This window comes from Kosakonia sp. BYX6 (assembly GCF_038449125.1).
GTDB lineage: Bacteria > Pseudomonadota > Gammaproteobacteria > Enterobacterales > Enterobacteriaceae > Kosakonia > Kosakonia calanthes.
This window is the reverse complement of the sequence record NZ_CP151800.1, coordinates 2,527,111-2,551,573: the sequence shown is the minus strand read 5'-3', so window position 1 is coordinate 2,551,573 and position 24,463 is coordinate 2,527,111. Positions and strand designations below refer to the sequence as shown.

23 protein-coding genes are annotated in these 24,463 nt (G+C 55.8%); 15 read left to right on the top strand and 8 right to left on the bottom strand.

From position 1 onward, the window contains the following. Positions 1 to 65: 65 nt before the first annotated feature. Together AAEY27_RS11875 and AAEY27_RS11870 are read right to left on the bottom strand one after the other, a co-directional pair. The gene (locus AAEY27_RS11875; protein ID WP_342320734.1) at positions 66 to 950 is read right to left on the bottom strand and encodes a dihydrodipicolinate synthase family protein; all 885 of its coding nucleotides are present in this window, start codon (positions 948 to 950) and stop codon (positions 66 to 68) included. Between the two features lie 92 nt (positions 951 to 1,042). Next, complete coding sequence (locus AAEY27_RS11870) at positions 1,043 to 2,179, bottom strand: iron-containing alcohol dehydrogenase (RefSeq protein WP_342320733.1); 1,137 nt, start codon at positions 2,177 to 2,179, stop codon at positions 1,043 to 1,045. Between the two features lie 174 nt (positions 2,180 to 2,353). Between AAEY27_RS11870 and dtnK the strand changes: the two genes are divergently transcribed. The 3 genes from dtnK to AAEY27_RS11855 are packed head-to-tail and all read left to right on the top strand — an operon-like array spanning position 2,354 to position 5,331. After that, entirely contained in the window at positions 2,354 to 3,589 is a 1,236-nt protein-coding gene (dtnK, locus tag AAEY27_RS11865; protein WP_342320732.1) for a D-threonate kinase, read from the top strand. Beyond that, complete coding sequence (locus tag AAEY27_RS11860) at positions 3,582 to 4,568, top strand: D-threonate 4-phosphate dehydrogenase (protein ID WP_342320730.1); 987 nt, start codon at positions 3,582 to 3,584, stop codon at positions 4,566 to 4,568. The genes dtnK and AAEY27_RS11860 overlap by 8 nt, the downstream gene beginning before the upstream one ends. Position 4,569: 1 nt before the next feature. Next, positions 4,570 to 5,331, top strand: coding sequence for a DeoR/GlpR family DNA-binding transcription regulator (locus AAEY27_RS11855; protein WP_342320729.1), 762 nt, complete (start codon positions 4,570 to 4,572; stop codon positions 5,329 to 5,331). Between the two features lie 8 nt (positions 5,332 to 5,339). Here AAEY27_RS11855 and AAEY27_RS11850 read toward each other — a convergent pair whose 3' ends face one another. After that, entirely contained in the window at positions 5,340 to 6,284 is a 945-nt protein-coding gene (locus AAEY27_RS11850) for an L-lactate dehydrogenase (protein WP_342320728.1), read from the bottom strand. A 151-nt stretch (positions 6,285 to 6,435) separates the two neighbouring features. On the opposite strand from AAEY27_RS11850, the gene AAEY27_RS11845 reads away from it, so the two are divergent. Then, complete coding sequence (locus AAEY27_RS11845) at positions 6,436 to 6,897, top strand: GNAT family N-acetyltransferase (protein ID WP_342320727.1); 462 nt, start codon at positions 6,436 to 6,438, stop codon at positions 6,895 to 6,897. Positions 6,898 to 6,976: 79 nt separating this feature from the next. Here the strand turns inward: AAEY27_RS11845 and ptrR are convergent, their stop codons facing one another. Beyond that, complete coding sequence (gene ptrR, locus AAEY27_RS11840) at positions 6,977 to 7,828, bottom strand: putrescine utilization regulator PtrR (protein ID WP_342320726.1); 852 nt, start codon at positions 7,826 to 7,828, stop codon at positions 6,977 to 6,979. Positions 7,829 to 7,931: 103 nt separating this feature from the next. Here ptrR and sad point away from each other — a divergent pair, with 103 nt between their 5' ends. The 10 genes from sad (at position 7,932) to AAEY27_RS11790 (ending at position 19,531) form a co-directional block, all read left to right on the top strand. Further along, entirely contained in the window at positions 7,932 to 9,320 is a 1,389-nt protein-coding gene (gene sad, locus AAEY27_RS11835) for a succinate-semialdehyde dehydrogenase (protein WP_342320724.1), read from the top strand. A 100-nt stretch (positions 9,321 to 9,420) separates the two neighbouring features. Continuing rightward, positions 9,421 to 11,010 (top strand): methyl-accepting chemotaxis protein, encoded by a 1,590-nt coding sequence (locus AAEY27_RS11830; RefSeq protein ID WP_342320722.1) that lies wholly within the window; start codon positions 9,421 to 9,423, stop codon positions 11,008 to 11,010. Between the two features lie 60 nt (positions 11,011 to 11,070). After that, the gene (gene glsB, locus AAEY27_RS11825) at positions 11,071 to 11,997 is read left to right on the top strand and encodes a glutaminase B (protein WP_342320721.1); all 927 of its coding nucleotides are present in this window, start codon (positions 11,071 to 11,073) and stop codon (positions 11,995 to 11,997) included. After that, complete coding sequence (locus tag AAEY27_RS11820; RefSeq protein ID WP_342320720.1) at positions 11,997 to 12,359, top strand: DUF4186 domain-containing protein; 363 nt, start codon at positions 11,997 to 11,999, stop codon at positions 12,357 to 12,359. Before glsB ends, AAEY27_RS11820 begins: the two co-directional genes overlap by 1 nt. Positions 12,360 to 12,457: 98 nt before the next feature. Further along, positions 12,458 to 13,906: a GGDEF domain-containing protein gene (locus tag AAEY27_RS11815; RefSeq protein WP_342320718.1), complete on the top strand. Its 1,449-nt coding sequence runs from the start codon at positions 12,458 to 12,460 to the stop codon at positions 13,904 to 13,906. Positions 13,907 to 14,095: 189 nt separating this feature from the next. Next, the gene (locus tag AAEY27_RS11810; protein WP_342320717.1) at positions 14,096 to 15,088 is read left to right on the top strand and encodes a sensor domain-containing diguanylate cyclase; all 993 of its coding nucleotides are present in this window, start codon (positions 14,096 to 14,098) and stop codon (positions 15,086 to 15,088) included. 107 nt (positions 15,089 to 15,195) lie between these two features. Then, positions 15,196 to 16,164 carry a sensor domain-containing diguanylate cyclase gene (locus AAEY27_RS11805; RefSeq protein ID WP_342320716.1) on the top strand — a complete coding sequence of 323 codons (969 nt, stop codon included), beginning with the start codon at positions 15,196 to 15,198 and terminating at the stop codon, positions 16,162 to 16,164. Between the two features lie 80 nt (positions 16,165 to 16,244). Then, positions 16,245 to 16,769: a GNAT family N-acetyltransferase gene (locus AAEY27_RS11800; RefSeq protein ID WP_342320715.1), complete on the top strand. Its 525-nt coding sequence runs from the start codon at positions 16,245 to 16,247 to the stop codon at positions 16,767 to 16,769. A 116-nt stretch (positions 16,770 to 16,885) separates the two neighbouring features. Then, positions 16,886 to 18,337, top strand: coding sequence for a tagaturonate reductase (locus tag AAEY27_RS11795; RefSeq protein ID WP_342320714.1), 1,452 nt, complete (start codon positions 16,886 to 16,888; stop codon positions 18,335 to 18,337). Positions 18,338 to 18,616: 279 nt separating this feature from the next. Further along, the gene (locus AAEY27_RS11790) at positions 18,617 to 19,531 is read left to right on the top strand and encodes a bestrophin family protein (RefSeq protein WP_342320713.1); all 915 of its coding nucleotides are present in this window, start codon (positions 18,617 to 18,619) and stop codon (positions 19,529 to 19,531) included. A 183-nt stretch (positions 19,532 to 19,714) separates the two neighbouring features. On the opposite strand, the gene AAEY27_RS11785 is transcribed toward AAEY27_RS11790, so the two are convergent. After that, a complete protein-coding gene (locus tag AAEY27_RS11785) occupies positions 19,715 to 21,115 on the bottom strand; it encodes a PLP-dependent aminotransferase family protein (RefSeq protein WP_342320711.1) in 1,401 nt (466 codons plus the stop codon). Positions 21,116 to 21,206: 91 nt separating this feature from the next. Between AAEY27_RS11785 and AAEY27_RS11780 the strand changes: the two genes are divergently transcribed. Beyond that, on the top strand, positions 21,207 to 21,686 hold the full coding sequence (locus AAEY27_RS11780) for a carboxymuconolactone decarboxylase family protein (RefSeq protein WP_342320709.1): 480 nt from the start codon (positions 21,207 to 21,209) through the stop codon (positions 21,684 to 21,686). 106 nt (positions 21,687 to 21,792) lie between these two features. Here the strand turns inward: AAEY27_RS11780 and AAEY27_RS11775 are convergent, their stop codons facing one another. The 3 genes from AAEY27_RS11775 to AAEY27_RS11765 are packed head-to-tail and all read right to left on the bottom strand — an operon-like array spanning position 21,793 to position 24,334. After that, complete coding sequence (locus tag AAEY27_RS11775) at positions 21,793 to 21,921, bottom strand: DUF2474 domain-containing protein (protein ID WP_342320708.1); 129 nt, start codon at positions 21,919 to 21,921, stop codon at positions 21,793 to 21,795. After that, on the bottom strand, positions 21,921 to 22,931 hold the full coding sequence (gene cydB, locus AAEY27_RS11770) for a cytochrome d ubiquinol oxidase subunit II (protein WP_342320706.1): 1,011 nt from the start codon (positions 22,929 to 22,931) through the stop codon (positions 21,921 to 21,923). Before cydB ends, AAEY27_RS11775 begins: the two co-directional genes overlap by 1 nt. Continuing rightward, positions 22,931 to 24,334, bottom strand: a complete 1,404-nt coding sequence (locus AAEY27_RS11765; protein WP_342320705.1) for a cytochrome ubiquinol oxidase subunit I — start codon at positions 24,332 to 24,334, stop codon at positions 22,931 to 22,933. The genes cydB and AAEY27_RS11765 overlap by 1 nt, the downstream gene beginning before the upstream one ends. Between the last annotated feature and the right edge of the window lie 129 nt (positions 24,335 to 24,463).

The following is a 24,463-nucleotide window of genomic DNA, read 5'->3' as shown; positions in this document are numbered from 1 at the left end:
TTCAGGGCGAGTGAATCCGGGGCGCGTGAAGCGCCCGGTTTTCTTATGACGAATAAATACCGCTATCAGTGAAGGTACGGGTTCACTATCTGGCGGATCTGTTGTAATTGCTGCTCACTAAACGTGACGGCGTAACGGCTGTCGCCAACGTCGTATCCCATGATTTGTAATGCTTTTTTTACCGCTGCCGGTGAGAACGCCACGTTGTAGAGGTCGGTACGCAGACCGGTTACGCTCTCTTGCGCCGTGCGGGAACCGTCAATATCGCCCGCGTTAAAACGCGACCAAATGGCGTTAATGGCCTGCGGGGCAACGTTCGCCAGCCCGGAAATACAGGCCGAACAACCCTCGACAAAACCCCGATGGATTAATGAATCCGGTCCGTTCAGCACATCAAAGCTGGCGATATCCTTCACCACGTTCAGATAACCGCTCAGGCTTTCGTAACTGCCCGCGCTGTCCTTGATGCCAATGATATTCGGGTGCGCCGCCAGCGTGCGGGCGGTTTCCGGCTCGATGGTGTTGCCGGTGCGCGCCGGAATGTTGTAGAGAAACATCGGTACGCTTACCGCGTCGGCAACTGCCGTGTAGTGGGCGATCAGCTCGTCCTGTTTCAGCGGCACGAAATAGGGCGTGATCACGGAAACCGCATCGACGCCGAGTTTCTCAATCTGTTTCCCCAGACGAATGGTTTCGCGCGTGGAGATCTCGCCAATATGCGCCACCACCGGCGCTCGCCCGGCCACTTCGTCAATGCAGGTCGCGGTAACCGCGACTTTTTCCTGCTCGTTGAGCACAAAAAACTCACCGTTGGTGCCACCGCAAAAAATGCCGTTTCCGGCGTCCAGTTGGCGGTTGATCTGCTGCTTCAGCGCCTGCGGGTTGACTGCGCCGTCGGCGTCAAATGGCGTGACAATCGCCGTCAGCACGCCTTTGATTTGTTTGTTCATGACTTTTCCCTTGTTAGCTGCTTGCGGCCCGGTACGTTTGATTGCCGGATGGCGGCTGCCGCCTTATCCGGCCTACGAACCCGTGCCCATCATTAAAACAACGTCTGATAAATGGCCTGCACCTGCTGGTGATCCACGGTGCAAGGCGCGTTATTCATCAAGCGCTTCACATTCAGCGCAGCGTCGCTCAGCGCCGGGATATCCTCGCGCGGCACGCCGAGCGCTTCGAGGTTGTCGGGCAAGTTCAGGCGCTTCACCAGCGCGGCGAACCAGTCCACTAATGCATGGGATTTTTGTTCGTTATCTAACGTGGTATCCGCGTCGGGCACCAGATCCCACACCTGGGCGAATTTCTCGACCGCATAGGGGCGAACCACTTTCATGCATGGCGCGAGCAGAATGGCGTTCGCCACACCGTGCGGCAGGTGGTATTTGCCGCCGAGTGGATAGGAAAGCGCGTGCACCAGGTGTGTTCCGGCGTGGGTGATCGCCGCGCCGCCGTAATAAGACGCCCATAGCATTTCGAGACGCGCATTGAGGTTGTGCGGTTCGTTGACAGCGGTTTCGATATTGCGCAGCAGTTTACGCAGGCCGATCAGCGCAACGTTGTCACTCACCGGATTGGCGATGGTGGCGGTGAAGCACTCAATCAGATGACACAGCGCGTCAATGCCGGTGGAAGAGGCGATATGTGCGGGCATGCTGGTGGTCAGCTCCGGGATCAGCGCCACATAATCCGGCAGCATCACCGGCGAGATAATGCCGATTTTGGTGTCCTGCTCCGGGATAGCGAGAATCGCGTTCGGCGTCGCTTCCGAGCCGGTTCCTGCGGTGGCGGGGATCAGCAGAGAAGCCACGCGCTCGGTCGGTTTTTCCCCCGCCAGCAGCGCATCCAGGCCAGGCGACACCGGGTGGCAGAGCACCGACAGCAGTTTGGCGACATCCAGCACGCTGCCGCCGCCAATACCAACCACCAGGTCGAACGCGGTTTCACGCAGGTTCTGCATAATCTTCGCCACGTCGTGCTGGCTGGGTTCCGGCGGCACGTTGTCAATTAAGTGCACATCGCGGTCTTCGGCGCTCAGCAGCGCGCGGATCTGTTCCGTGGCTGCAAGCTTGATGATGTTGCTGTCGCTAACCAGTAACACGTTCTTTTTACCTGCAAGCAGGGGCGCAATCGCCGGGATTGCGCCCGCACCGCTTATCAAGGTGCTGTTAATCGTTACCACAACCTTCTCCTGTCTCTGTTATGGTGATTGAACTCAATCAATATTTGTCAATCACCGTCACTGCATGGCCTAAATTTATAATTTATTCGCAAACTGAATAAGTTGATCTTGCTCACATATAATCAATCATGATTGAATATAATCATAATCAGCGCATAATGACCCGGAGAAGGGATGAACGAACAACTGGCGAACCAACAGATAGTGATCCTCGCCGATGACTTTACCGGCGCGAATGACGCGGGCGTCAGCCTGGCGCTGGCGGGGATGCAGGTTGAAGTGGCGCTTATGGCGGGTATCGCCCGCCAGGCGCAGGCGGTTATCTACAACAGTGATAGCCGCGCATTAAGCAAAGATGAGGCGCATGCGCGGGTCGTGGCACTCATCGATGACATCATTACCCGGCACGCGCCGGGTTGGCTGGTAAAGAAAATCGACTCCACGCTGCGCGGCAATATCGGCGCGGAAGTGGCTGCGATGCGCCAGGCCTGCAACACGGCGGCGGTGATTGTGGCGCCGGCATTTCCGGCGGCGGGGCGTACAACCCACAACGGGCAGTGCTATGTCAACGGGGTGCTGCTGACCAACACCGAATTCGCCACCGATCCGAAAACGCCCGTCACCAGCGCCGACATCGGCAGCCTGCTGGAAGCGACATGCCGTTATCTCAAACCTGCCGATGTGGCCGCAGCGCTGGCAGAAGCAACAATCGACGCGCCGCAACTGCTGGTGGTGGATGCCGAAACGGATGCGGATCTCGACGCGATTATCCAGCAGGTGATGAGCGCAGGCGTGGCGCCGCTGCTGGTTGGTTCCGCTGGCTTATGCGATGCGCTGGCCCGCGCGTTATCCGCCCGCAAGTCGTCCCCAGTGCTGGCAATTGTCGGTTCAATGAGTGAGATCGCTCAGCAACAACTGGCGCACGCCAGCGAACACCCGCGTGTGGCGCGCTTGTTGATTGATATTGAAACGGTATTTAGCGGCAACCCGGACAGTTATCGCCAGCAGATTGTCGAGGCGCTGGAGCAGGGCAAACACTGCCTGGTACACACCTGCCCGGATGCGCAGGCGCGTCATCAGATTGAGGCGTTGTGTTCCCGGCTGGGGTTAAGCCGCAGCGAATTGGGCGAGCGGATTTGTACTTTTCTGGCTGACTTAACGCGCGATGTGCTGGGCGAGGTGACGCCCGCAGCATTGTACCTTTCTGGCGGCGATGTCGCGGTGGCGGTCGCGAAAGCGCTGGGCGCGACAGGTTTTCGTATCCACGGCCAGGCTGCAGGCTGCGTGCCGTGGGGACATTTTTTAGGTTGCGAATGGCAACGACCGGTGATGACCAAGGCAGGTGGCTTTGGTGACGAAACTACCTTGCTTAAGGTTCTGCATTTTATCGAGGAGAAATCGAGTGACTAATATCATTGCTGTAACGATGGGCGACCCGGCGGGTATTGGCCCGGAAATCATCATTAAATCGCTGGTCGAAGGAGAATTAGCCGGATCGCCGGTGGTGGTGGTCGGCTGTGCACAAACGTTCCGCCGCATTCTGGCGCTGAATATCACGCCGCATGCCGAACTGCGCGTCATTGAACAGGTGGTCGACGCGCATTTTGCGCCAGGGGTGATCAACGTGATCGATGAACCGCTGGCGGATGCGGCCGCGCTGCAACCGGGCGTGGTGCAGGCGCAGGCTGGGGATCTGGCTTATCGCTGCATTAAACGCGCCACGGAACTGGCGATGCGCGGCGAAGTAAAAGCTATCGCCACCGCGCCGCTGAATAAAGAAGCGCTGCATCTGGCCGGCCATCACTATCCGGGTCACACCGAGTTGCTGGCGCACCTTACCGACAGCAAAGATTACGCAATGGTGCTGTACACCGACAAACTGAAGGTCATTCACATCACTACGCACATTGCGCTGCGTAAGTTCCTCGATACGCTGAACCAGGATCGCGTCAAAACCGTGGTTCGCGTGGCGGATACCTTCCTGCGCCGCGTGGGTTATGACAACCCACGGATCGCGGTGGCAGGGGTCAACCCGCACGCGGGCGAAAACGGTCTGTTTGGCGATGAAGAGATCAAAATAGTTGGTCCAGCGGTGCAAGCGATGAAAGCCGAAGGGCTGAATGTCACCGGGCCTTGCCCGCCGGACACGGTGTTTATGCAGTGCCATGAAGGGATGTATGACATGGTGGTGGCGATGTACCACGATCAGGGGCATATTCCGTTAAAATTGCTGGGCTTTTATGATGGCGTTAATATCACCGCTGGTTTGCCGTTTATCCGCACGTCTGCGGATCACGGCACCGCATTTGATATCGCCTGGCGTGGGAAAGCGAAAGCGGAAAGTATGGCGGTTTCCATTCAGTTAGCTATGCAAATTACACGGGAATAATATGAAGGGATATAACCGGTTAGAGCAGATTATGGATTACCTGAAAAGCCATAATCTGGTGACGGTCGACCAACTGGTCGCCGCGACGGACGCCTCTCCGGCCACCATTCGCCGCGATCTGATCAAGCTCGATCAAGAAGGGGTGATAAGCCGTACCCACGGCGGCGTCACGCTGAACCGGTTTATTCCTTCTCAGCCGACCACCAGTGAAAAAATGCAGCGCAACCTGGCGGAAAAACACGCCATTGCCCATGCGGCGGCCGCGTTAGTGAAAGCGGGTGACGCCATTGTGCTGGATGCGGGCACCACGATGATTGAGCTGGCGCGCCAGCTTACGCATCTGCCGCTGCGGGTGATCACCAGCGATTTGCATATCGCGCTGTTTCTATCGGAATTCAAACAGATTGAAGTGACGATCATTGGCGGGCGCATCGACGACTCCAGCCAGTCCTGTATTGGTGAGCACGGGCGCAAACTGCTGCAAAATATCTGGCCGGATCTGGCGTTTGTGAGTTGCAACGGCTGGGAACTGGAGCGGGGCATTACCGCGCCGACGGAAGAGAAAGCGGCGCTAAAGCACGACTTAATTGCCAATGCTAAGCGCCGGGTGTTACTGGCCGACAGCAGTAAATATGGGGCGTGGTCGCTGTTTAATGTGGCGAACCTCGATTCACTGACGGATATCATCACCGATGCTCAACTCAGCCCTGACATCCGCCAGCAACTCGACGCGTTGCCGGGTCGGTTAACCATCGCTGGTTAACCGCGCTTTCACGGCAGGCGGGCGATATTCGCTTTTATCACCTCAACGGAGTGGTTGAATTTCGCCACTTCGTCCTCTTCCAGTTGTAACTCAATAATCTGCTGCACACCGCTTTGCGTCAGCACCGCCGGTACGCCGATAGCCACGTCACTCACACCATATTCCCCGTCGAGAATGCAGGAAATCGCCAGCGCGCGATGGCTACCGGTGAAAATATTGCGGCAAATCTCGGCAATGGTTCCGGCAATGCCATATTCGGTGCAGCCTTTGCGGGCGTAAATCTCAAAACCGTGGCGGCGCACCTTCTCCGCCAGTGCGTCAACATCCAACGGCTGGCCGGTTTTGCGTTGATACACGTCGGCAATCGGCGAGCCGTAGACCGAGGAGTGCGACCACACCGGGAACTGGGTGTCGCCATGTTCGCCAAGAATAAAGGCGTCGATACTTTGCGCGCCGATATCCAGCGTTTGCGCCAGCGCGCGGCGCAGGCGGGTGGTATCCAGCCAGACGCCGGTGCCAATCACCTGGCTACGCGGTAAGCCGGAAAGTTTCCACACTTGCCAGGTAATGATGTCGCATGGGTTCGTCGCGACGAGGAAAATACCGTTAAAGCCGTTTTCCATCATTAATGGGACAATCTTTTTGACGATTTTCGCAGTGTTGGTCAGCTCATCCAGCCGCGTCTGCCCTGGCTTTAACGCACCGCCGGAAACAGTGATCACCGCGATATCCACATCTGCACACTCCTCCACCGGGCGCGTGGAGATGGTCATCATGCCAGGCATATACGCCGCCGCATCTGAGAGATCCTGCGCGTGGCCTTCCACGCGCTGCTGGTCTAAATCGACAAGGATCAGTTCTTCACAAATATTCTGGTTGAGGAGGGCATACGCGGCAGACGCACCGACGTTGCCGGTACCGATGATCATCACTTTACGGGCTTTGGTATTCATGGGGTTTCCGTTATCAGAATTATCATTTTGCGTACGTTACCGCCTGAGATCCCTGAGGTGCAATGGTGTGGCGTATCTATAGGTTATTCATATGACAGAAGCGGCGAAAATTTCGCTTAATTTAACAATGTAATAACCACAGGAGCGCGTTATGTACCGCATTGTTGATGCCACCGCCACGCAACCGGATGTGATCGCGCTGGTTGCCGCGCTGGATCGCTACCAGACTGCGCTTTATCCGGCGGAGAGCAACCATCTGGTGGATTTGGCGTCGTTTGCACAAGCGTCGCTGATTCTGCGCAAGATTATTTATCAGCAAGATGCCGTGGGATGTGGTGCGGTGCTGCTCAACCCGGACGGCAGCGCTGAGATGAAGCGGGTGTTTATCGATCCTGCGCATCGCGGGCAGCAACTGGGCGAAAAGCTTATTGCGGCGCTGGAGCAGGCGGCAATCGACAAAGGTTGCCACACGCTGCGGCTGGAAACCGGCATTGAACAACATGCCGCGGTGAAATTGTATCAATGCTGCGGGTACCAGGTGCGCGAGGCTTTTGCGCCCTACAGCGCCGATCCGCTGAGTATTTTTATGGAGAAAAAATTGCTTAGCGCGTGATTCTTGCCGGATGGCGGCTGCGCCTTATCCGGCCTACAAAATCCGTAGGCCTGATAAGCGAAGCGCCATCAGGCAATGTCTACTGCAACAACGCAATAAACGCTTCCAGGTGGCGGGTTTTCGCGCCGCGTCGCCACACCAGCCAGGTGGTTAACCAGCGCCAGTTTTCCGCCAGCGGCCAGGCGTCGACCTGATGATGTCCGGGCATACTTTCCAGCATGCTGCGCGGGATCAGGGCTAACCCCGCCCCGGCAATCACACAGGCCAGCATGCCGTGGTACGACTCCATCTCATGAATTTTGCCAGGCGTCGCGCGATCGGCCTGGAACCAGCTTTCAAAATGGCGGCGGTAGGAACAATTGGCGCGAAACGCGTAAATACTCGCGCCGTTCACCTGCGAGGCGCGGGTGATAGGTTCATGGCCTGCTGGTGCGACAATCATCATCTCCTCGCGGTACACCGGAATGCCTTCAAGACCGGGATGCATGATCGGGCCATCGACAAACGCCGCGCTCAGTTGCCCCTCCATCACGCCATCGATCATCGTGCCGGACGGGCCAGTCGACAGATCGAACTGAATGCGCGGGTAACGCTGATTGTATTGCGCTAATGTTGCCGGGATGCGCACTGCCGCAGTACTCTCCAGCGCGCCGAGGGAGAACAGCCCTTGCGGTTCATCGCCCGCGACGACCATTCGCGCCTCATCAACCAGCGCGAGGATTTGCTGGCTGTAGCGCAAAAAGCTGTGCCCGGCGGGCGAGAGGCGCAGGCGCTGGTTCTCGCGAATAAACAGATCGACGCCGAGATCGGCCTCCAGTTGGCGGATGCGAGTGGTGAGGTTCGACGGCACGCGGTGCACTTTTTGCGCCGCCTGGGTAATGCTGCCGGTCTGCGCCACGGCGTTGAACATCTCAAGCTGTGTTAAATCCATGCCATTCTCTTAACGTGAATACTGAAGTTAATATTATTCAGTTTTCAGAAATAACAAATTCCGTCATCCTGGTGCAAGTTCTGAACACCTTGAGGGGAAAATAATGTCTATTTCCGCAACAACACATGCCATTTCCGTTAATCCGGCGACAGGCGAAACCCTGCGCGCTACGCCGTGGGCCAGCCGTGAAGAGGTGGATGCTGCGCTGGAACTGGCGGCCAGCGGTTATCGCCAATGGCGTTTACTCAGCGTCGCTGAACGCGCGCAAAAACTGCGTGATATTGGCGCTGCACTGCGCGCTCGCGCTGAAGAAATGGCGCAAATGATGAGCCAGGAGATGGGCAAACCGATTTTGCAGGCGCGGGCTGAAGTGAATAAATCTGCCGCCCTGTGTGACTGGTATGCCGAACACGGCCCGGCGATGCTCAACAGCGAACCCACTCAGGTGGAACAGCAACGCGCGACCATCGAATACCGTCCGCTGGGGCCAATTCTGGCGGTCATGCCGTGGAACTTCCCGCTGTGGCAGGTGCTGCGCGGCGCCGTGCCGATTTTGCTGGCTGGCAACAGCTATCTACTGAAACATGCGCCAAATGTGCTGGGTTCTGCGGCATTGATGGGGGAAATCTTCACGCAAGCCGGGATCCCGCAAGGTGTCTTTGGCTGGGTGAATGCCACCAACGAAGGCGTCACACAAGCGATTAACGACCCGCGTATTGCGGCGGTCACCGTGACCGGCAGCGTCCGTGCAGGTGCCGCGATTGGTGCGCAAGCCGGGGCGGCGCTGAAAAAATGCGTGCTGGAACTCGGCGGTTCGGATCCGTTTATCGTGCTGAACGATGCCGATCTCGATCTGGCCGTAAAAGCCGCGGTGACCGGGCGTTACCAGAACACCGGGCAAGTTTGCGCCGCCGCGAAGCGCTTTATTGTTGAAGAGGGCATTGCCGAGGCTTTCACTGAGAAGTTTGTTGCCGCCGCCGCCGCGTTGAAACAGGGCGCACCGGATGTGGAAGAGAATTATCTCGGCCCAATGGCCCGCTTTGATCTGCGCGACGAGCTGCATGAGCAGGTGCTGGCGAGCATTAAAGAGGGCGCGACACTGGCACTGGGCGGGGAAAAAATGCCGGGCAACGGCAACTACTACCCGGCAACGGTACTGACCAACGTCACGCCAGAGATGACGGCGTTCCGCCAGGAGTTGTTTGGCCCGGTCGCGGCGATCTCCATTGCCCGCGATGCTGACCATGCGCTGGCACTGGCCAACGACAGTGATTTTGGCCTGTCTGCCACGGTATTCACCGCCGATAATGCGCAGGCCGCCTGGTTTGCCGACCACCTGGAGTGCGGCGGGGTGTTTATCAATGGCTTCAGCGCCAGCGATGCCCGCGTTGCTTTTGGCGGCGTGAAGAAAAGCGGCTTTGGCCGCGAGCTTTCGCACTTCGGTTTGCATGAATTCTGTAACATTCAGACCGTGTGGAAAGATCGTCTGTAAGTAAAACGCGCCCCGGCGGGGCGCGTCACTCCTTGCTGTAATGGGAGTGTCATGATCCTTTTGTAGACTCAGCGCAACTTGTTGGTTACAGAAGAATATCATGAACTTAACACAAATTTTTCGCCGGATTTTCCGGCGTATCACACCACAGCAGTTTGGTTTGTTAGCCGGGATTTTTTGCATTATCGGGTTGTTCTCCGCGCTACAAATCGCCTCTTCAGTTGTCCTTTCTGCATCGTTACGCAGCGCGCAACACAATGAACAACTCAACCAGCAAGCTCACCGCCAGCAGGTACGGGTTGATGAAGCGCGGATCGCGCTGTTGACCGCCAGCGATCTGCTTAACCGCGCGGGCGTCTATTTTATGCAGGATAAAGAGACCGGCTCAGACGGAAGCTGGCACAGCCTGATGGATGAAACTCACCAGGCACTTGAGGCATCGCAAAAAGCCTGGCAAGCCTGGCTGTCGCTGAACCCGCCAAAAGATGAAGGGCTGGTGAACAGCTATCAAATGTTTTATGGCGCGTTGAAAGAGCAGGCGGACGGCCTGGTGAAAACCCAGTCGATCGACGCTTTCTTCGCCGTACCCGCGCAGGCTTTTCAGGCCGATTTTAATGACAACTATGCCCGTTTCCAGCAGGCCAGCGAACAGCGCGCCGAGCAGGGGCGCCAGGCGCTGATGGACACTCTCACGCAGTTGCAGCACTTTTTTATCCTGGTGCCCGCGTTGCTGCTGGTGATTGCCGTGCTGGTGTGGTTTGCCATGTCCCGCTGGGTGATCACGCCATTGCGTAAGTTGATTGCTCATATCAATATCCTCGCTGCGGGCGATCTCGGCACGCCGTTGCCGCCGGTGCAGCGCTTTAACCGCGAAATCGATCAGCTTGGGTTGAGTGTTGGCACCATGCAGCAGGGGTTGCAACAACTGGTGATGCAGGTGAGCGACGCGACGTCATCAATGGTGCAAACCATTGATAGCCTGGCAGAAGGCAACCAATCGCTTTATCAACAGTCGGCGAAACAGGCACAAGAACTGAGCGACGTGACGGAACATATCGCCATGCTGGAATCCCATGTCGAAGGCAGCACCGGTTTTGCGGAGCAGGCGCGCCAGCAGGCGGATGAAGCGCGTAAAGTCGCCGCTGGAGGCGATCGAATGATGGATACGGTGAATCAGTCGATGCGCGAGATCGTGGAACGATCGGCGGAGATGCGCAATATTGTGGCGTTGATCGACGGCGTGGCTTTCCAGACCAATATTCTGGCGCTGAATGCCGCCATTGAAGCGGCGCACGCGGGCAACCACGGGCGCGGCTTTGCGGTGGTGGCAAAAGAGGTCGGGTTGCTGGCTCGCCAGAGTAGCCATTCGACGCAAACCATTCAGCAACTGATTAATCATTCGTTGCAGGGCATTAATGATGGCACCCAGGCGGTGAGCCGCCTCGAAGATAATCTGCAAAAAGTGACCGGGCTGGTCGGCCACCTTAGCGGCGTTCTGAGTGAGATTTCCGCCGCCACCCTGAACCAGGGGGAAAGCATCCATAATATGACGCGCCGCCTGCACTCCCTGAGCAATGTTGCCCGCCGCACCGGTGAACTGGTCACCACGGCGACCACCGCGTCGGAACAGTTACACAACGATTCTCACCAGTTAATGCAAGCGGTTGCGCGTTTTCGTCTCCCGGCCTGACGCGGCAAAACAGCTCTGATATACTCGCAGGCCGTTTTGGCCTGTGGGCGAGGAAAAAGAGTGGCATCGGTGATGGATAATGGCGTGCTGGAAGCCGTGATTGCGCAAGTACGCCCGCTACTGGGACGTGGCAATGTCGCGGATTATATCCCGGCGCTGGCGGCGGTCAGCGGCAACAAACTGGGCATCGCTGTCAGCACCGTCGATGGGGAACACTTCCAGGCGGGTGATGCCGATGAGCGTTTTTCCATTCAGTCGATCTCAAAAGTGCTCAGCCTGGTGGTGGCGATGAACCACTACGCCGAAGATGAGATCTGGCAGCGAGTGGGCAAAGATCCGTCTGGTCAACCGTTCAATTCGCTGTTGCAACTGGAAATCGAGCAGGGCAAACCACGCAATCCGTTTATCAACGCCGGGGCGCTGGTGGTTTGCGATATGCTGCAAAGCCGCCTCAGCGCACCGCGCCAGCGCATGCTGGAAATCGTGCGTAAACTCTCTGCCACCCCTGATATCGCTTACGAAAGCGTCGTGGCCCGCTCCGAGTTCGATCATTCCGCCCGCAATATGGCCATCGCCTGGCTGATGAAATCATTCGGCAATTTCCACAACGATGTCGCCACCGTGTTACAGAACTATTTTCACTATTGCGCGCTCAAAATGAGCTGTGCCGAACTGGCGCGCGCCTTTCTGTTTCTGGCACAAGGCGGACAGGCCGCGCATCTGACAAGCCCGGTCGTGTCGGCGATGCAGGCGCGGCAAATCAACGCCTTGATGGCGACCAGCGGCATGTATCAGAACGCCGGTGAGTTTGCCTGGCGCGTCGGCTTACCGGCGAAATCCGGTGTTGGCGGCGGAATTGTAGCGATTGTGCCGCACGAAATGGCCATTGCGGTCTGGAGCCCAGAGCTGGATGATGCGGGCAATTCGCTGGCGGGTGTGGCGGTGCTGGAGGCATTGACGCAACAACTGGGAAGATCGGTGTACTGATGGCTGACCTTGATCCGCTTTTCGCGCGGCTGGGACGCTCGACGTTTCGCTCGCGTTTTCGCCTTGGCGTGAAAGAGCGGCAATATTGCCTGGATAAAGGCGCGGAAGTGATTGCCTCGCACGCGGCGGATTTTGTTGCGCAGCGGCTGGCACCGGCATTGCCCAACAATGACGGCAAACAAACGCCGATGCGCGGTCACCCGGTTTTTATTGCCCAACATGCCACCGCCACTTGCTGCCGTGGCTGTCTGGAAAAGTGGCACGCGATTGCGCAAGGATATCCATTAACAGCTGAGCAACAACAGTATATTGTTGCTGTCATTTACCATTGGCTGGTCATACAGATGAATTCGCCGCGCTAATGACTTTTGCGCAACACGGTTCCCCGGAACTAAGCTGTATGCAATTTCCCGCGCTATTTTCAACAGATAGCCTTGTTAGTGAGATGGATTGAGATTTGATGCGTGCATTTTTTTCGTCCCCCTGGCGTCCGTTTCGTGAAGATACGCCGCTAACCAATGCGGTAATGATTTTTGTCCTGACAACGCTTTTCTATTTCCTGGGTGCCATGATGCGCCTGGTGGAAGAGCTTTCGTTATTCTGGCCGCTCAATGCGGTGATGGCTGGCGTCTTTGCCCGCTACGCCTTCCTGCATCGCTGGCACTACTACCTCATCAGTTATGTTGCCATGCTGGCTTACGATGCCATCACCACCACTTGGGGCACCGCGTCGCTCATTATTAATTTCTCCAACATGGTGTTTATTATCACCATGGCGCAATTCATCGGCTGGGAACGCAGCCAGATGCTGAAAGCGCCCGAGCCGGTTAACGCGTTGAAGCTGTTCAGCTACTGCCTGGTTTCGGCGCTGCTGTGCGCCTTTTTTGGTGCTATCGGTTCGGTCGGTATTAACGATCAAGGTTTCTGGCCGTTGCTGGCAGACTGGTTTGGCGAGCAGTTCTCCACCGGCGTGCTGATCCTGCCTGGCCTGTTGGCGATGGGGCGCCCGCGTGTTCCGCTGCATTTTGCGTGGCGCAAAACGATGCCGATAGTTGCCGTGGCTGTTTCGGTGCTGGCTTCGGTGGTGATTGGCGGCGCGGGCAGCCTGGCATTCCCGTTACCCGCGTTGATTTGGTGCGCGGTGCGTTATTCGCTGCCGTTAACCAGCCTGGTCACGCTGATTACCGGCGGGCTGGAGATAATCCTCGTCTCCAGCGGCAAAATTAATATTTTTGTCAGTTCACCCTTTGATATCCCGCATATGTTTTCGGCGCGGCTGGGCATTGCCACGATGGCGATTTGCCCGGTGATTGTCTCGGTGAGCGTTGAGGCCATCAACCGCCTGATCCGCCAGGTTTCCCTGCGCGCGGATTTCGATTTTCTCACCCGCGTTTACTCCCGTTCAGGGTTGTACGAGGCGCTGAATCACGACGACAATCGCTTTGCCGATAAACATCTCTCAGTGATGTTGATGGATATCGATTACTTCAAAAGCATCAATGATAATTATGGCCACGAGTGCGGCGACAAAGTGCTGGCTTCGTTTGCGCAAAAAGTGCAGCAGGTGCTGGGCGAGCGGGGCGTAGTGGCGCGAATGGGCGGCGAGGAGTTTGTGGTTGTGGCGACCACGCAGGATGCGAAGGAGGGCAAGCAGCTTGCGGAATTGTTGCGTAAATCTGTGGAAACACACCCGTTCAAATGGCGGCAGCAGACGCTGCATTTGACGGTGAGTATTGGCATCAGCCACGGTAAAACCGAAGCCTGGCAGCTAACCGAAATGTTTAATGAGCTGCTGGCGGTGTCCGATGAGAACCTCTATCGCTCGAAAAAACGCGGCAGAAACTGCACCACCGATGGCGACAACAGCGTGGCGGCAGAACATCATGCGCCAGTGCCGATGGATAATTAATCATCCCGGCAAATTGTGACGAATCATAATAGAAACAATTAATATCGATAACTTATTAAATTGCTTGCTACTGATTTTTAACGTCAATAGTATTATTGCGTATACGTAGCCGAAATAAGTCGCGAGATGGCCGGGTCTGATAATTTGAATAAAAACGAGCGGGTCCCTGGCAAACGATTTGTCAGGCGAATGTATCTAATGCGCATTCTGGGGACGTTGCTCTGCTTTTTTCCTATTCTTTCCGTATTGTTTGAACTGCACCGTCCGCTCTGGACGGTGGTGTTATTGTGCGCAAATGCTTTTGTCTGGCCAACGCTCGCGTTTCTGCGTGCGCGGAATACCGCAAATCCCTTACAAACCGAACACCAAAACCTGGTGTTTGACGCGGGTGCGGGCGGGTTATGGATTGCCATGATGGCCGCCAACCCACTGCCCTCCGTCGTAATCGCGACTATTTTGTTATCCGATCGCCTTTCCGCCGGCGGTTTCACGTTGATGCGCAAAGCCGCGCTGACTTTGCTGGCGGTCTTTTTACTGGTCTGGCTGGTGCTGGGCATGCCCCTCGAACTGCATGTCACGCAACGAACGATGTTCGCCACGTTGCCGCTGATTGCGATTTATATGCTGGCGCTCAGCGTGCTGACTGACAGTATCGCCAGCAAACTGCGGATGAAAAGCCGCGAGTTAGAACGTATCGCGATGATGGATCCGCTATTGGACATCGCCAACCGGCGTTTGCTGGAAAAACGCATTCAGTATGAGCTGGATAAATTGCGCGCCACGCCGAATCATTCGTCATTGATGTTTATCGACATCGACAATTTCAAAGAAGTGAATGACCGGTTCGGGCACAAAGTTGGCGACGCGCTGTTGGTAACGGTGTCGAAAATTTTGCATATCGCCACGCGTAATACAGACACGCCCGCGCGGCTGGGCGGGGATGAATTCGTGATCCTGTTACCGGACACGCCTTCTGACGTGGCTTATGACGTGGCGACGCGAATTATGGATGCGGCGGCGACGATGACGGTGCTGCAAGAGCACGCGTTCAAATGCACGTTGAGCATCGGTATTGCCAGCGCGTTACCGGGCATGCATACCGTTACCGATTGGTTGAAAGCCGCGGATGACGCGCTTTACCAGGCTAAAAGGCTGGGGAAAAACCAGATCTACTCGCACTGACAAATATGCTGAATAGGCTACGCTTTATGCTGTATACCGCCCATTGATTGACCGATTTTTTACTATTATTGCGGAAAACAGCCTGAGAAAGATGAGACTGGCACCTTATGAAAATACCTGCTATTCCCGCAGATGAAGCCAAACGGCTGGCATCGTTGCATGATTCCGGCCTGCTGGAGAGCGGCGTCACTGAGCGCCTGGATCGCATGACACGGCTGGCAAAACGCATGTTTAACGTCTCGATGGCGTTAATCACGCTGGTTGATGAAGATATGCTGCATTTCAAATCGAGTGCGGGATATTCAAAGGAAGCCGTGCCGCGCAAAATCTCTTTTTGCGGTCATGCGATTTTAAGCGACGCGGCATTGGTTATCCCGGATGCCAGCCGCGACGAGCGCTTTGCGGATAATCCGCTGGTCACCGGCGATGCTCATATTCGTTTCTATGCCGGACACCCGCTGCGCCTGCCCGATGGCGCCATCGTCGGTTCCTTCTGCCTTATCGACAGGCAAGCGCGTGACTTTGATGGGAGCGAACTTGAGAACCTGAAAGATTTTGCGTTGATCGTCGAAGATGAGTTCGCGGTGATGAGTGCAGCCACCACCGATGAGCTGACCGGTTTGTTTAACCGTCGCGGTTTTGACAACCTGGCGAAATTCGCCATTGTCGGCGCGCGCCGTCGTGCCGAGCCGTTAACCCTGGCGTGGATCGATCTCGATGACTTCAAAGAGATCAACGACACTTATGGGCATGCGGAAGGCGATGAAGCGCTGAAAGCGCTGGCTTCGGTGATGACTGCCAGCCTGCGCGAAGCCGATCTGCGCGTGCGCTATGGCGGGGATGAGTTCGCGATTGTCTTTTCCGGTACCGATGAGCAGGGCGCATGGATTGCGATGCAGCATCTGGTAGAACAAGTTGACGAGTGGAACCGTCATTCTGGCAAACCCTGGAAACTGGCCTTCTCCTGGGGGATCAGCGAATTCGATCATGGCGGGAGCGGCGAACTGCGTCCGTGGATGAAAGATGCCGACCAGAAGATGTACGCCATGAAAGTGAAAAACAACAAAGGGCGCTGAGTCATCACGAAATCCTATGATTTCGGCGCTTGTGTTAAAAAACTGTAAACTCGATAGTGGTTGTTTTATAAGGAATAAAAATGACCACTTATCGCATCTCTTCGCTCGATAGCGACGCCCTCTCTTTATGTATCAACGCCCTGTGCGAGGTGCTGGAAAACTGTGTTTCCGGCGGTGCCTCTGTCAGTTTTATATACCCGCTGTCGCGGGAAAAATCCCTGCAATTCTGGTCTGGTGTCGCGGCAAGCGTGGCGCGCGGTGAGCGCATTGTGCTGGTGGCCGAAGACGCAGCGGGCGAGATTGTCGGCACCGTGCAAGTGGTGCTTGATCAGCCGGAAAACCAGCCGCATCGTGCGGATGTGTCCAAACTTCTGGTGCATGAAAAAGCGCGGCGTCAGGGGCTGGCGCGCCGTTTAATGGATGCGCTGGAAACCGAGGCGCAGGCGCACGGTAAAAGTGTGCTGGTGCTGGACACCGCGACCGGCAGCGGCGCGGAGAATTTCTACCAACAGTGCGGCTGGCAGCGCGTCGGCGAGATCCCGCGCTACGCGCTTATGCCGGATGGAAATGTGACGGCGACGACAATTTTTTACAAGTTTCTATAATTGTCGCCAATAAGACATCCCATTTTGATCAAAACAGGGTTTCATGGTCGAAAAGTCTGGTAAGTTATCACACCAATCTTCCCAGGTTGTATGACTAATCAAAAAAGGAACCCACTGTGAACACATTAAACCGTCGCAACTTTCCCGGCGCTGAATACCCTGAACGTATTATTCAGTTCGGCGAGGGGAACTTTTTGCGCGCTTTTGTCGACTGGCAAATCGATCTGCTGAACGAGCACACTGACCTGAACGCCGGTGTGGTGGTGGTTCGCCCGATCCAGAGTGATTTCCCGCCGTCCCTGAGCACGCAGGATGGCCTTTATACCACCATTATTCGCGGCCTGAACGAGCAGGGTGAAGCGGTGAGCGATGCGCGTCTTATCCGCTCGGTTAACCGTGAAATCAGTGTTTATTCTCAGTACGACGAGTTTCTGAAACTCGCGCACAACCCGGAAATCCGCTTTGTGTTCTCTAACACCACCGAAGCGGGCATCAGCTACCATGCGGGCGATAAATTTGACGATGCGCCCGCAGTTAGCTACCCGGCAAAACTGACCCGTCTGCTGTTCGAACGTTTCACGCATTTCTCCGGCGCGAAAGATAAAGGCTGGGTGATCATTCCGTGTGAATTGATTGATTACAACGGCGATGCGCTGCGCGAGCTGGTGCTGCGTTATGCGCAGGAGTGGGCGCTGGGCGCGGAATTCACCCAATGGCTGGATACGGCAAACGCCTTCTGTTCAACGCTGGTTGACCGCATCGTGACCGGTTACCCGCGAGATGAAGTGGCGAAGCTGGAAGCCGAACTCGGTTACCAGGACACCTTCCTGGACACCGCTGAACATTTCTATCTGTTTGTGATTCAGGGGCCGAAATCACTGGCTTCTGAACTGCGTCTCGACAAATTCCCGCTGAATGTGCTGATTGTTGACGACATCAAACCGTACAAAGAACGTAAAGTGGCAATCCTCAACGGCGCGCACACCGCGCTGGTGCCGGTGGCATTCCAGGCGGGCCTGGACACCGTAGGCGAAGCGATGAACGACACCGAAATTTGTGCGTTTGTTGAAAAGGCGATCTACGAAGAGATTATTCCGGTGCTGGATTTGCCGCGTGACGAGCTGGAATCTTTTGCCAGCGCGGTGACCGGGCGTTTCCGCAACCCATACATCAAACACCAGTTGCTCTCCATTGCGTTGAACGGTATGACCAAATTCCGTACCCGCATTCTGCCGCAGTTGCTGGCAGGGCAGAAAGCCAACGGCAAACTGCCGGCGCGCCTGACTTTTGCACTGGCGGCGCTGATCGCGTTTTATCGCGGGGAGCGTAACGGCCAGGCCTATCCGGTGCAGGATGATGCGCACTGGATTGAGCGTTATCAGCAGCTGTGGAGCCAGCATGGCGATCGCCAGATCAGCACCAGCGAGCTAGTGAAATCCGTGCTGTCCGTGAGTGACCATTGGGAACAGGATCTGAGCAAAGTGACGGGTCTGGTTGAGCAGGTTGCGCTGGATCTCGACGCCATCTTGCTTCGCGGCATGCGCGACGCGGTTAAACCGCTGTGCTAATTGCATGACGCTAAATATCGAACCCGGCTCCGGCCGGGTTTTTTTATCCCTTATTTGTAAGCCGGATAAGGCGCAGCCGCCATCCCGCAATCATCCATCTCGTAATTCAATGCTGTAGTTACAACATACTTACTAATAGTGGTATAACAGGTTTCAGAAACCTCTGCGCCACCACCTCGTCAGGCAGGGCGATTTCTCTTTACAATTAGTTAGCAAACTTGCAACTGTGACGACGATCACGTTTAATAGCCGCTGCTTTCCACCTGCGCATAAATCACTATGATCGTTCGACCCCAACAACATTGGCTTGCTCGTCTCTTCGTCTGGCACGGTTCCGTACTACCGAAAATCACCTCGCGGCTTTTCATGAATTTTCTGCTGTCGATTGTCGTAGTCTGGATGCTGCCCTGGTACACCTCTTTGGGGATCAAACTGACCGTCGCGCCGTTCAGCATTCTCGGTGTCGCCATCGCCATCTTTCTTGGTTTCCGTAACAACGCCTGCTTTGCCCGCTACAGCGAGGCGCGGTTGTTATGGGGACAATTAATGATTGCCTCGCGCTCCTTGCTGCGGGAAGTGAAAACCACGCTGCCAAACGATCCTGATTTGTCGCATTTCGTTCGTTTGCAAATTGCCTTCGCACATTGTTTACGTATGACGTTGCGCCGCAAACCGCAGGGCGAAACACTCGCAAAATATCTGACCTCCCATGAGCTTCATCAGGTGCTGAATTCGCATTCACCGGCTAACTGCATTCTCTTATTAATGGCCGAGTGGCTGGCGGAACGCCGCACGCAGGGCGCGCTGCCGGACATGCTATTTCACAGCATCACCCAGCGGATGCACGATATGGCGGTGGTGCTTTCCGGTTGCGAGCGCATTTTCACCACGCCGCTGCCGTTTGCTTATTCCTTGATTTTGCACCGCACGGTGTATCTGTTTTGCATCATGCTGCCGTTTGCATTGGTGGTGGATCTGCACTTTATGACGCCGTTCGTTTCCGTACTGATCTCCTACACCTTTATCTCGCTGGATACATTGGCGGAAGAGTTGGAAGATCCGTTTGGCGAGGAGGATAACGACTTGCCGCTGGACGCGATTTGCAACGCCATTGAGATTGATTTGCTGCAAATGATCGATGCGGACGAACTTCCGCACAAAATGACACCGGGCAAAAACTACCAGTTAACCTAAACTTCATTTGAAGAGTTAAACGGTAAGATTTTTTCACTCTAATGACGAAGCCCACTTTACGGAGGGACATGCGATGGAAAAGTCCAATATAACAGTATCGTTAGCACTGACGCTGGTCGTCAGCTTATCTCTTCTCGCCACGGCGTGGGATCTCTCCTTCGTCAGTAGCTTGCCCTGATCCCACTATGTCACGCTCAGCAGCGCCTGTGTTTCCCGAGCCGGGCGCTGCAAAAGCGCCACCGCCTCTTCAAATGTTCTCACATTGGTGTAGCCCATAATCAAACCGTAGCGTTTACTGGTTTGGTTATACCAACGCGAAAGCGGGCTAACCTGCAATTGGTGGCTCTGCCAGATGTGCGCCAAATCGACATCCTGCGTGCTGTTTTGCAAAAAGGCGATGATATGCATCCCGCCATCGTTCACTTCAACATTAAAAATGCCCGGATAAACCTGTTCCAGTGCTGCCAGCATCATTTTTCTGCGCTGCGAATAGAGACTGCGCATCTTTTTCAGGTGCTTATAAAAGTGGCCTTCGCTGAGAAACGCGGCGAGGATTTTCTGCGTTAACACCGGCTGGCCGCTTTCGGTGAGCTCGCCAGCTTCGCGAAACTGCGCCACCGTGGCACGCGGCATCACAATGTAGCTGACCCGCAGCGCGGGCATGACGGTCTTGCTGAACGTGCCCATATAGATAACCCGATCGTGAGTATCCAGGCTTTTCAGCGCCGGTAATACTTTGCGGGTGTAATGGAATTCGCCATCGTAATCATCTTCGATGATCCAACGGTTGTTTTGCCTCGCCCAGTCCAGCAACTGATGCTTACGCGGCAGTGAAAGGGTAACGGCCAACGGGCTGTGATGTGACGGTGTCACAAATACAAAATGTGCATCGCTGTGATAGTGCTGCAAATAGCCGACATTGAGTCCCTGATTATCAACCGGCACATAATGTAAATTCTGCACGGCGCGCTTCAGCGCTTGTTGGCCGAAGAAGTAGCCCGGATCTTCAAACACCACTTTGTCGTTCGCGTTGCCGAGGGTGTTGAGGATCAACCGGAGATTATTGTTATAGCCGCTGGTAATAAATATTTGCTCTGGTGTGCAGGCAAGCCCGCGCGAAATATTTACATACTGCGCAATGGCTTCGCGCAGCGGCATGTAACCCAACAACGGCGGGTTGGTCATTTCCATCGGCTGCATGGCGCGCACGGCTTTGCCGCACAACAACAGCCATTTTTTATAGGGAAAGGCGTCAAGTGAAGGCATGCCGAGCCGTAAAAAGCCTGGCAGATCGCGAAACGTGTCGCCTGTGCGCAACGGCGATTCAGCGGCGGAGATGTCGGAATGGACTGTCGATTGACGCGCCAGCACCAGATCGGGGTTGACCCGTGTTCCCCGTGCGCCCTGGCTGACCAGGTAGCCTTCGCCGACCAGAATCGCCCACGCGGTTTCCACGGTTTTACGCGCCACACCGAGTTCGTTTGCCAGCACGCGCACGGCGGGCACTTTGTCGCCGGGTTTCAGCAGGCCACTGGTGATGCTGAGGCGGTACTGTTCATAAATAGCTTTGTAACCCGGCTTCATGTCCTACCTTTATTCTCGGTTTTTGCATCTTTTTACTATGGCATAAGGCCGTAATATAGCGGCTGTTGAATTCCTAAACGAGGCAAAAATCATGAGCAACCGCATCAATCTTTTCCAGACCGTTCCCGCGCTTATCAAAACGCTGTCCGAGGCAAGCCAGGCGTCCCATAACAGCAGCCTCGATATCACGATTAAAAACCTGGTGGATCTCCGCGCGTCGCAGCTTAATGGCTGCGCCTTTTGCGTGGACATGCACGTCAAGCAGGCCAAATTGCAGGGTGAACGCGAATTGCGTCTTTACCATGTGGCGATTTGGCGCGAGTCGCCGCTGTTTAGCGCCAAAGAAAAAGCGGCGTTGGGCCTCGCCGAAGCCATGACGCGTCTTGGCGAACAAGGGGTGCCAGATACGGTGTACCGCGAAGCGCGGGAGCATTTTAGCGAGGTGGCGTTGTCCGAGCTGGTGTTCGCTATTGCCATTATCAACACCTGGAACCGCTTGATGGTGTTGTCGCAGGCATTACCCGGTGCCATGGATAAAGCCTACGGTTTGGATCGCGCGCACCTGGAATGATTGGCGCTGCGCATGCCGGATGGCGCGTAAAACGCTTATCCGGCCTACACCGTTTACAGCACCCGTTTGTCGGCCGGATAAGGCGACTGCCGCCATCCGGCACCTATCAATGGGATTTAAATCCGGCGGCGGTCATCAAAAAACGAAACACCATACTGACCGCCGCCAGCGCCAGCACACTGCCGCCCCAAATCAACACCAGCCACATCAGCCGTTTCCATAACGGTTGTTTCATCAATGATACCCCTCGCCATGCTGCACCTTGCCGCGAAACACGTAATAGCTCCAGAAGGTGTAAACCAGAATGATCGGGATAATCAGCAGCGCGCCGACCAGCATAAAGCCCTGACTTTGCGGCGGTGCAGCCGCCTGCCAGAAAGTGATATTCGGCGGAATAATATGCGGCCAAATACTGATACCAAGCCCGCTAAAGCCGAGGAAAATCAACCCCAGCGTCTGCACAAACGGCAAAGTATGCGCGTTCGGGTTGCCGAGGCTGCGCCACAACCAGGCGCTGAGCAACACCACCAGCAGCGGCACCGGCGAGAAGAACAACAGGTTTGGCAAGCTGAACCAACGATCGGCAATCGCCGCGTGCGCAAGCGGCGTCCACAGGCTGATCACGCCGATCACCAGCAACATCGCCAGCAGCAATTTCTTCGCCGCCGCCCGCATTTTGCCCTGTAACGGTTCCGCGCTTTTCATCACCAACCAGCTTGCGCCGAGTAACGCATAAGCAATCACCAGACCGACACCGCAGAACAGGTTAAAGGGCGTCAGCCAGTCGAGCGCGCCGCCGCTAAAGCTGCGTCCCGTGACCTGAAAACCGTTAATCACCGCGCCAACCACCACGCCTTGAGTAAACGTCGCCAGCAGGGAACCGCTGAGAAACGCCTTATCCCAGAACGGGCGGTGCGCAGGGGTGGCTTTGAAGCGAAATTCAAACGCCACGCCGCGAAAGATCAGGCCAATCAACATTAAGGTCAGCGGAATGGTCAGCGCATCGACAATCACCGCATAGGCCAGCGGAAACGCGCCAAACAGGCCCGCGCCGCCGAGCACCAGCCAGGTTTCATTGCCATCCCACACCGGTGCGATACTGTTAACCATCACATCGCGATCGTGTGCGTCGCGCGTCACCGGAAACAGAATGCCGATGCCAAGGTCAAAACCGTCCATCACGATATACATCAGCGTGGCGAAAACGATAATGACGAACCAAATTAACGGAAGATCGATACCCATTATTTTTTATCCTCATCAGCCGGAAGGCTTTCACCCGCCGCAGAGAGCGGACGCGCCGGCGTACCCTGCGTCGCGTGCTCGTCACGCGTGTGCGGGCCTTTGGTGATCAAACGCACCATATAGCTGTAACCCACGCCAAAGACCGAGCAATAGACCACGAAAAACGCCAGCAGGCTGAGGCTCATTTGCAGGTCGCCGTGGGCGGAAACCGCATCCGCCGTGCGCAACAAGCCATATACGACCCACGGCTGACGGCCAACCTCCGTCGTCACCCATCCGGCGAGAATAGCGATTAACCCTGCCGGCCCCATCCACAGCGCAAAATGCAAAAAAGGGCGCGACTGGTAAAGCCGCTGGCGAAAGCGCAACCACAACGCGGCGACGCCCAGGCCAATCATCAACACGCCCAGCCCGACCATCACACGAAATGACCAGAACACAATCGGCGAGTAAGGACGCTGATCTTTGGGAAACTCTTTCAGCGCCGGGACTTGTTTATCCAGGCTGTGCGTGAGGATCAGGCTGCCTAACGCGGGGATCGCCACCGCGTAACGCGTGCGCTCCTGTTCCATATCCGGCAGGCCAAATAGCAGCAGCGGCGTGGCTTCGCCGGGCGGATTTTCCCAGTGGCCTTCAATGGCGGCGATTTTCGCGGGTTGATGTTCAAGCGTATTCAGCCCGTGCATATCGCCGACCATGGCCTGAATTGGCGCCACCACCAGCGCCATCCACATCGCCATGGAAAACATTTTGCGAATTGCCGGTGTGTCATTACCACGCAACAGATGCCAGGCGGCCGATGCACCAACAAACAGGGCGCTACTGAGAAAGGCGGCAATCGACATATGCATCAGGCGGTAGGGGAACGACGGATTAAAAATCACCGCCAGCCAGTCAACCGGCACGACCTGGCCATTTTCAATGGCGAAGCCCTGCGGTGTATGCATCCAGCTGTTCGACGCCAGGATCCAGAACGTCGACATCAGCGTGCCGAGCGCCACCATGCAGGTGGCGAAAAAGTGCAGCCCAGGGCCGACTTTGTTCCAGCCGAACAGCATCACGCCGAGAAAACCGGCTTCCAGGAAGAAGGCGGTCAGCACCTCATAAGTGAGCAACGGCCCGGTAATGCTGCCCGCGAACTGCGAAAATCCGCTCCAGTTAGTGCCAAACTGGTACGCCATCACCAGCCCGGAAACGACACCCATGCCGAAGTTGACGGCAAAGATCTTCGACCAGAAGTGATACAGCGTGCGCCAGTCCGGGTTGCGGGTTTTCAGCCATAACCCTTCCAGTACCGCAAGGTAACTGGCAAGCCCAATGGTGATAGCGGGGAAAATAATGTGAAAAGAAACCGTGAAGGCGAACTGGATCCTCGCCAGGTAAAACGCGTCTAAACCAAACATGCACAACCTCAATGTCTACGTTGTGGCGTCAATGTTAATGAGCGCGAGCGTTAACTTGCAGAAACAGATAAGGGTTATTTACGTATAACAGTTCCCTTAATAGGGTATGGCAGGTTGCGGGATAGTCCA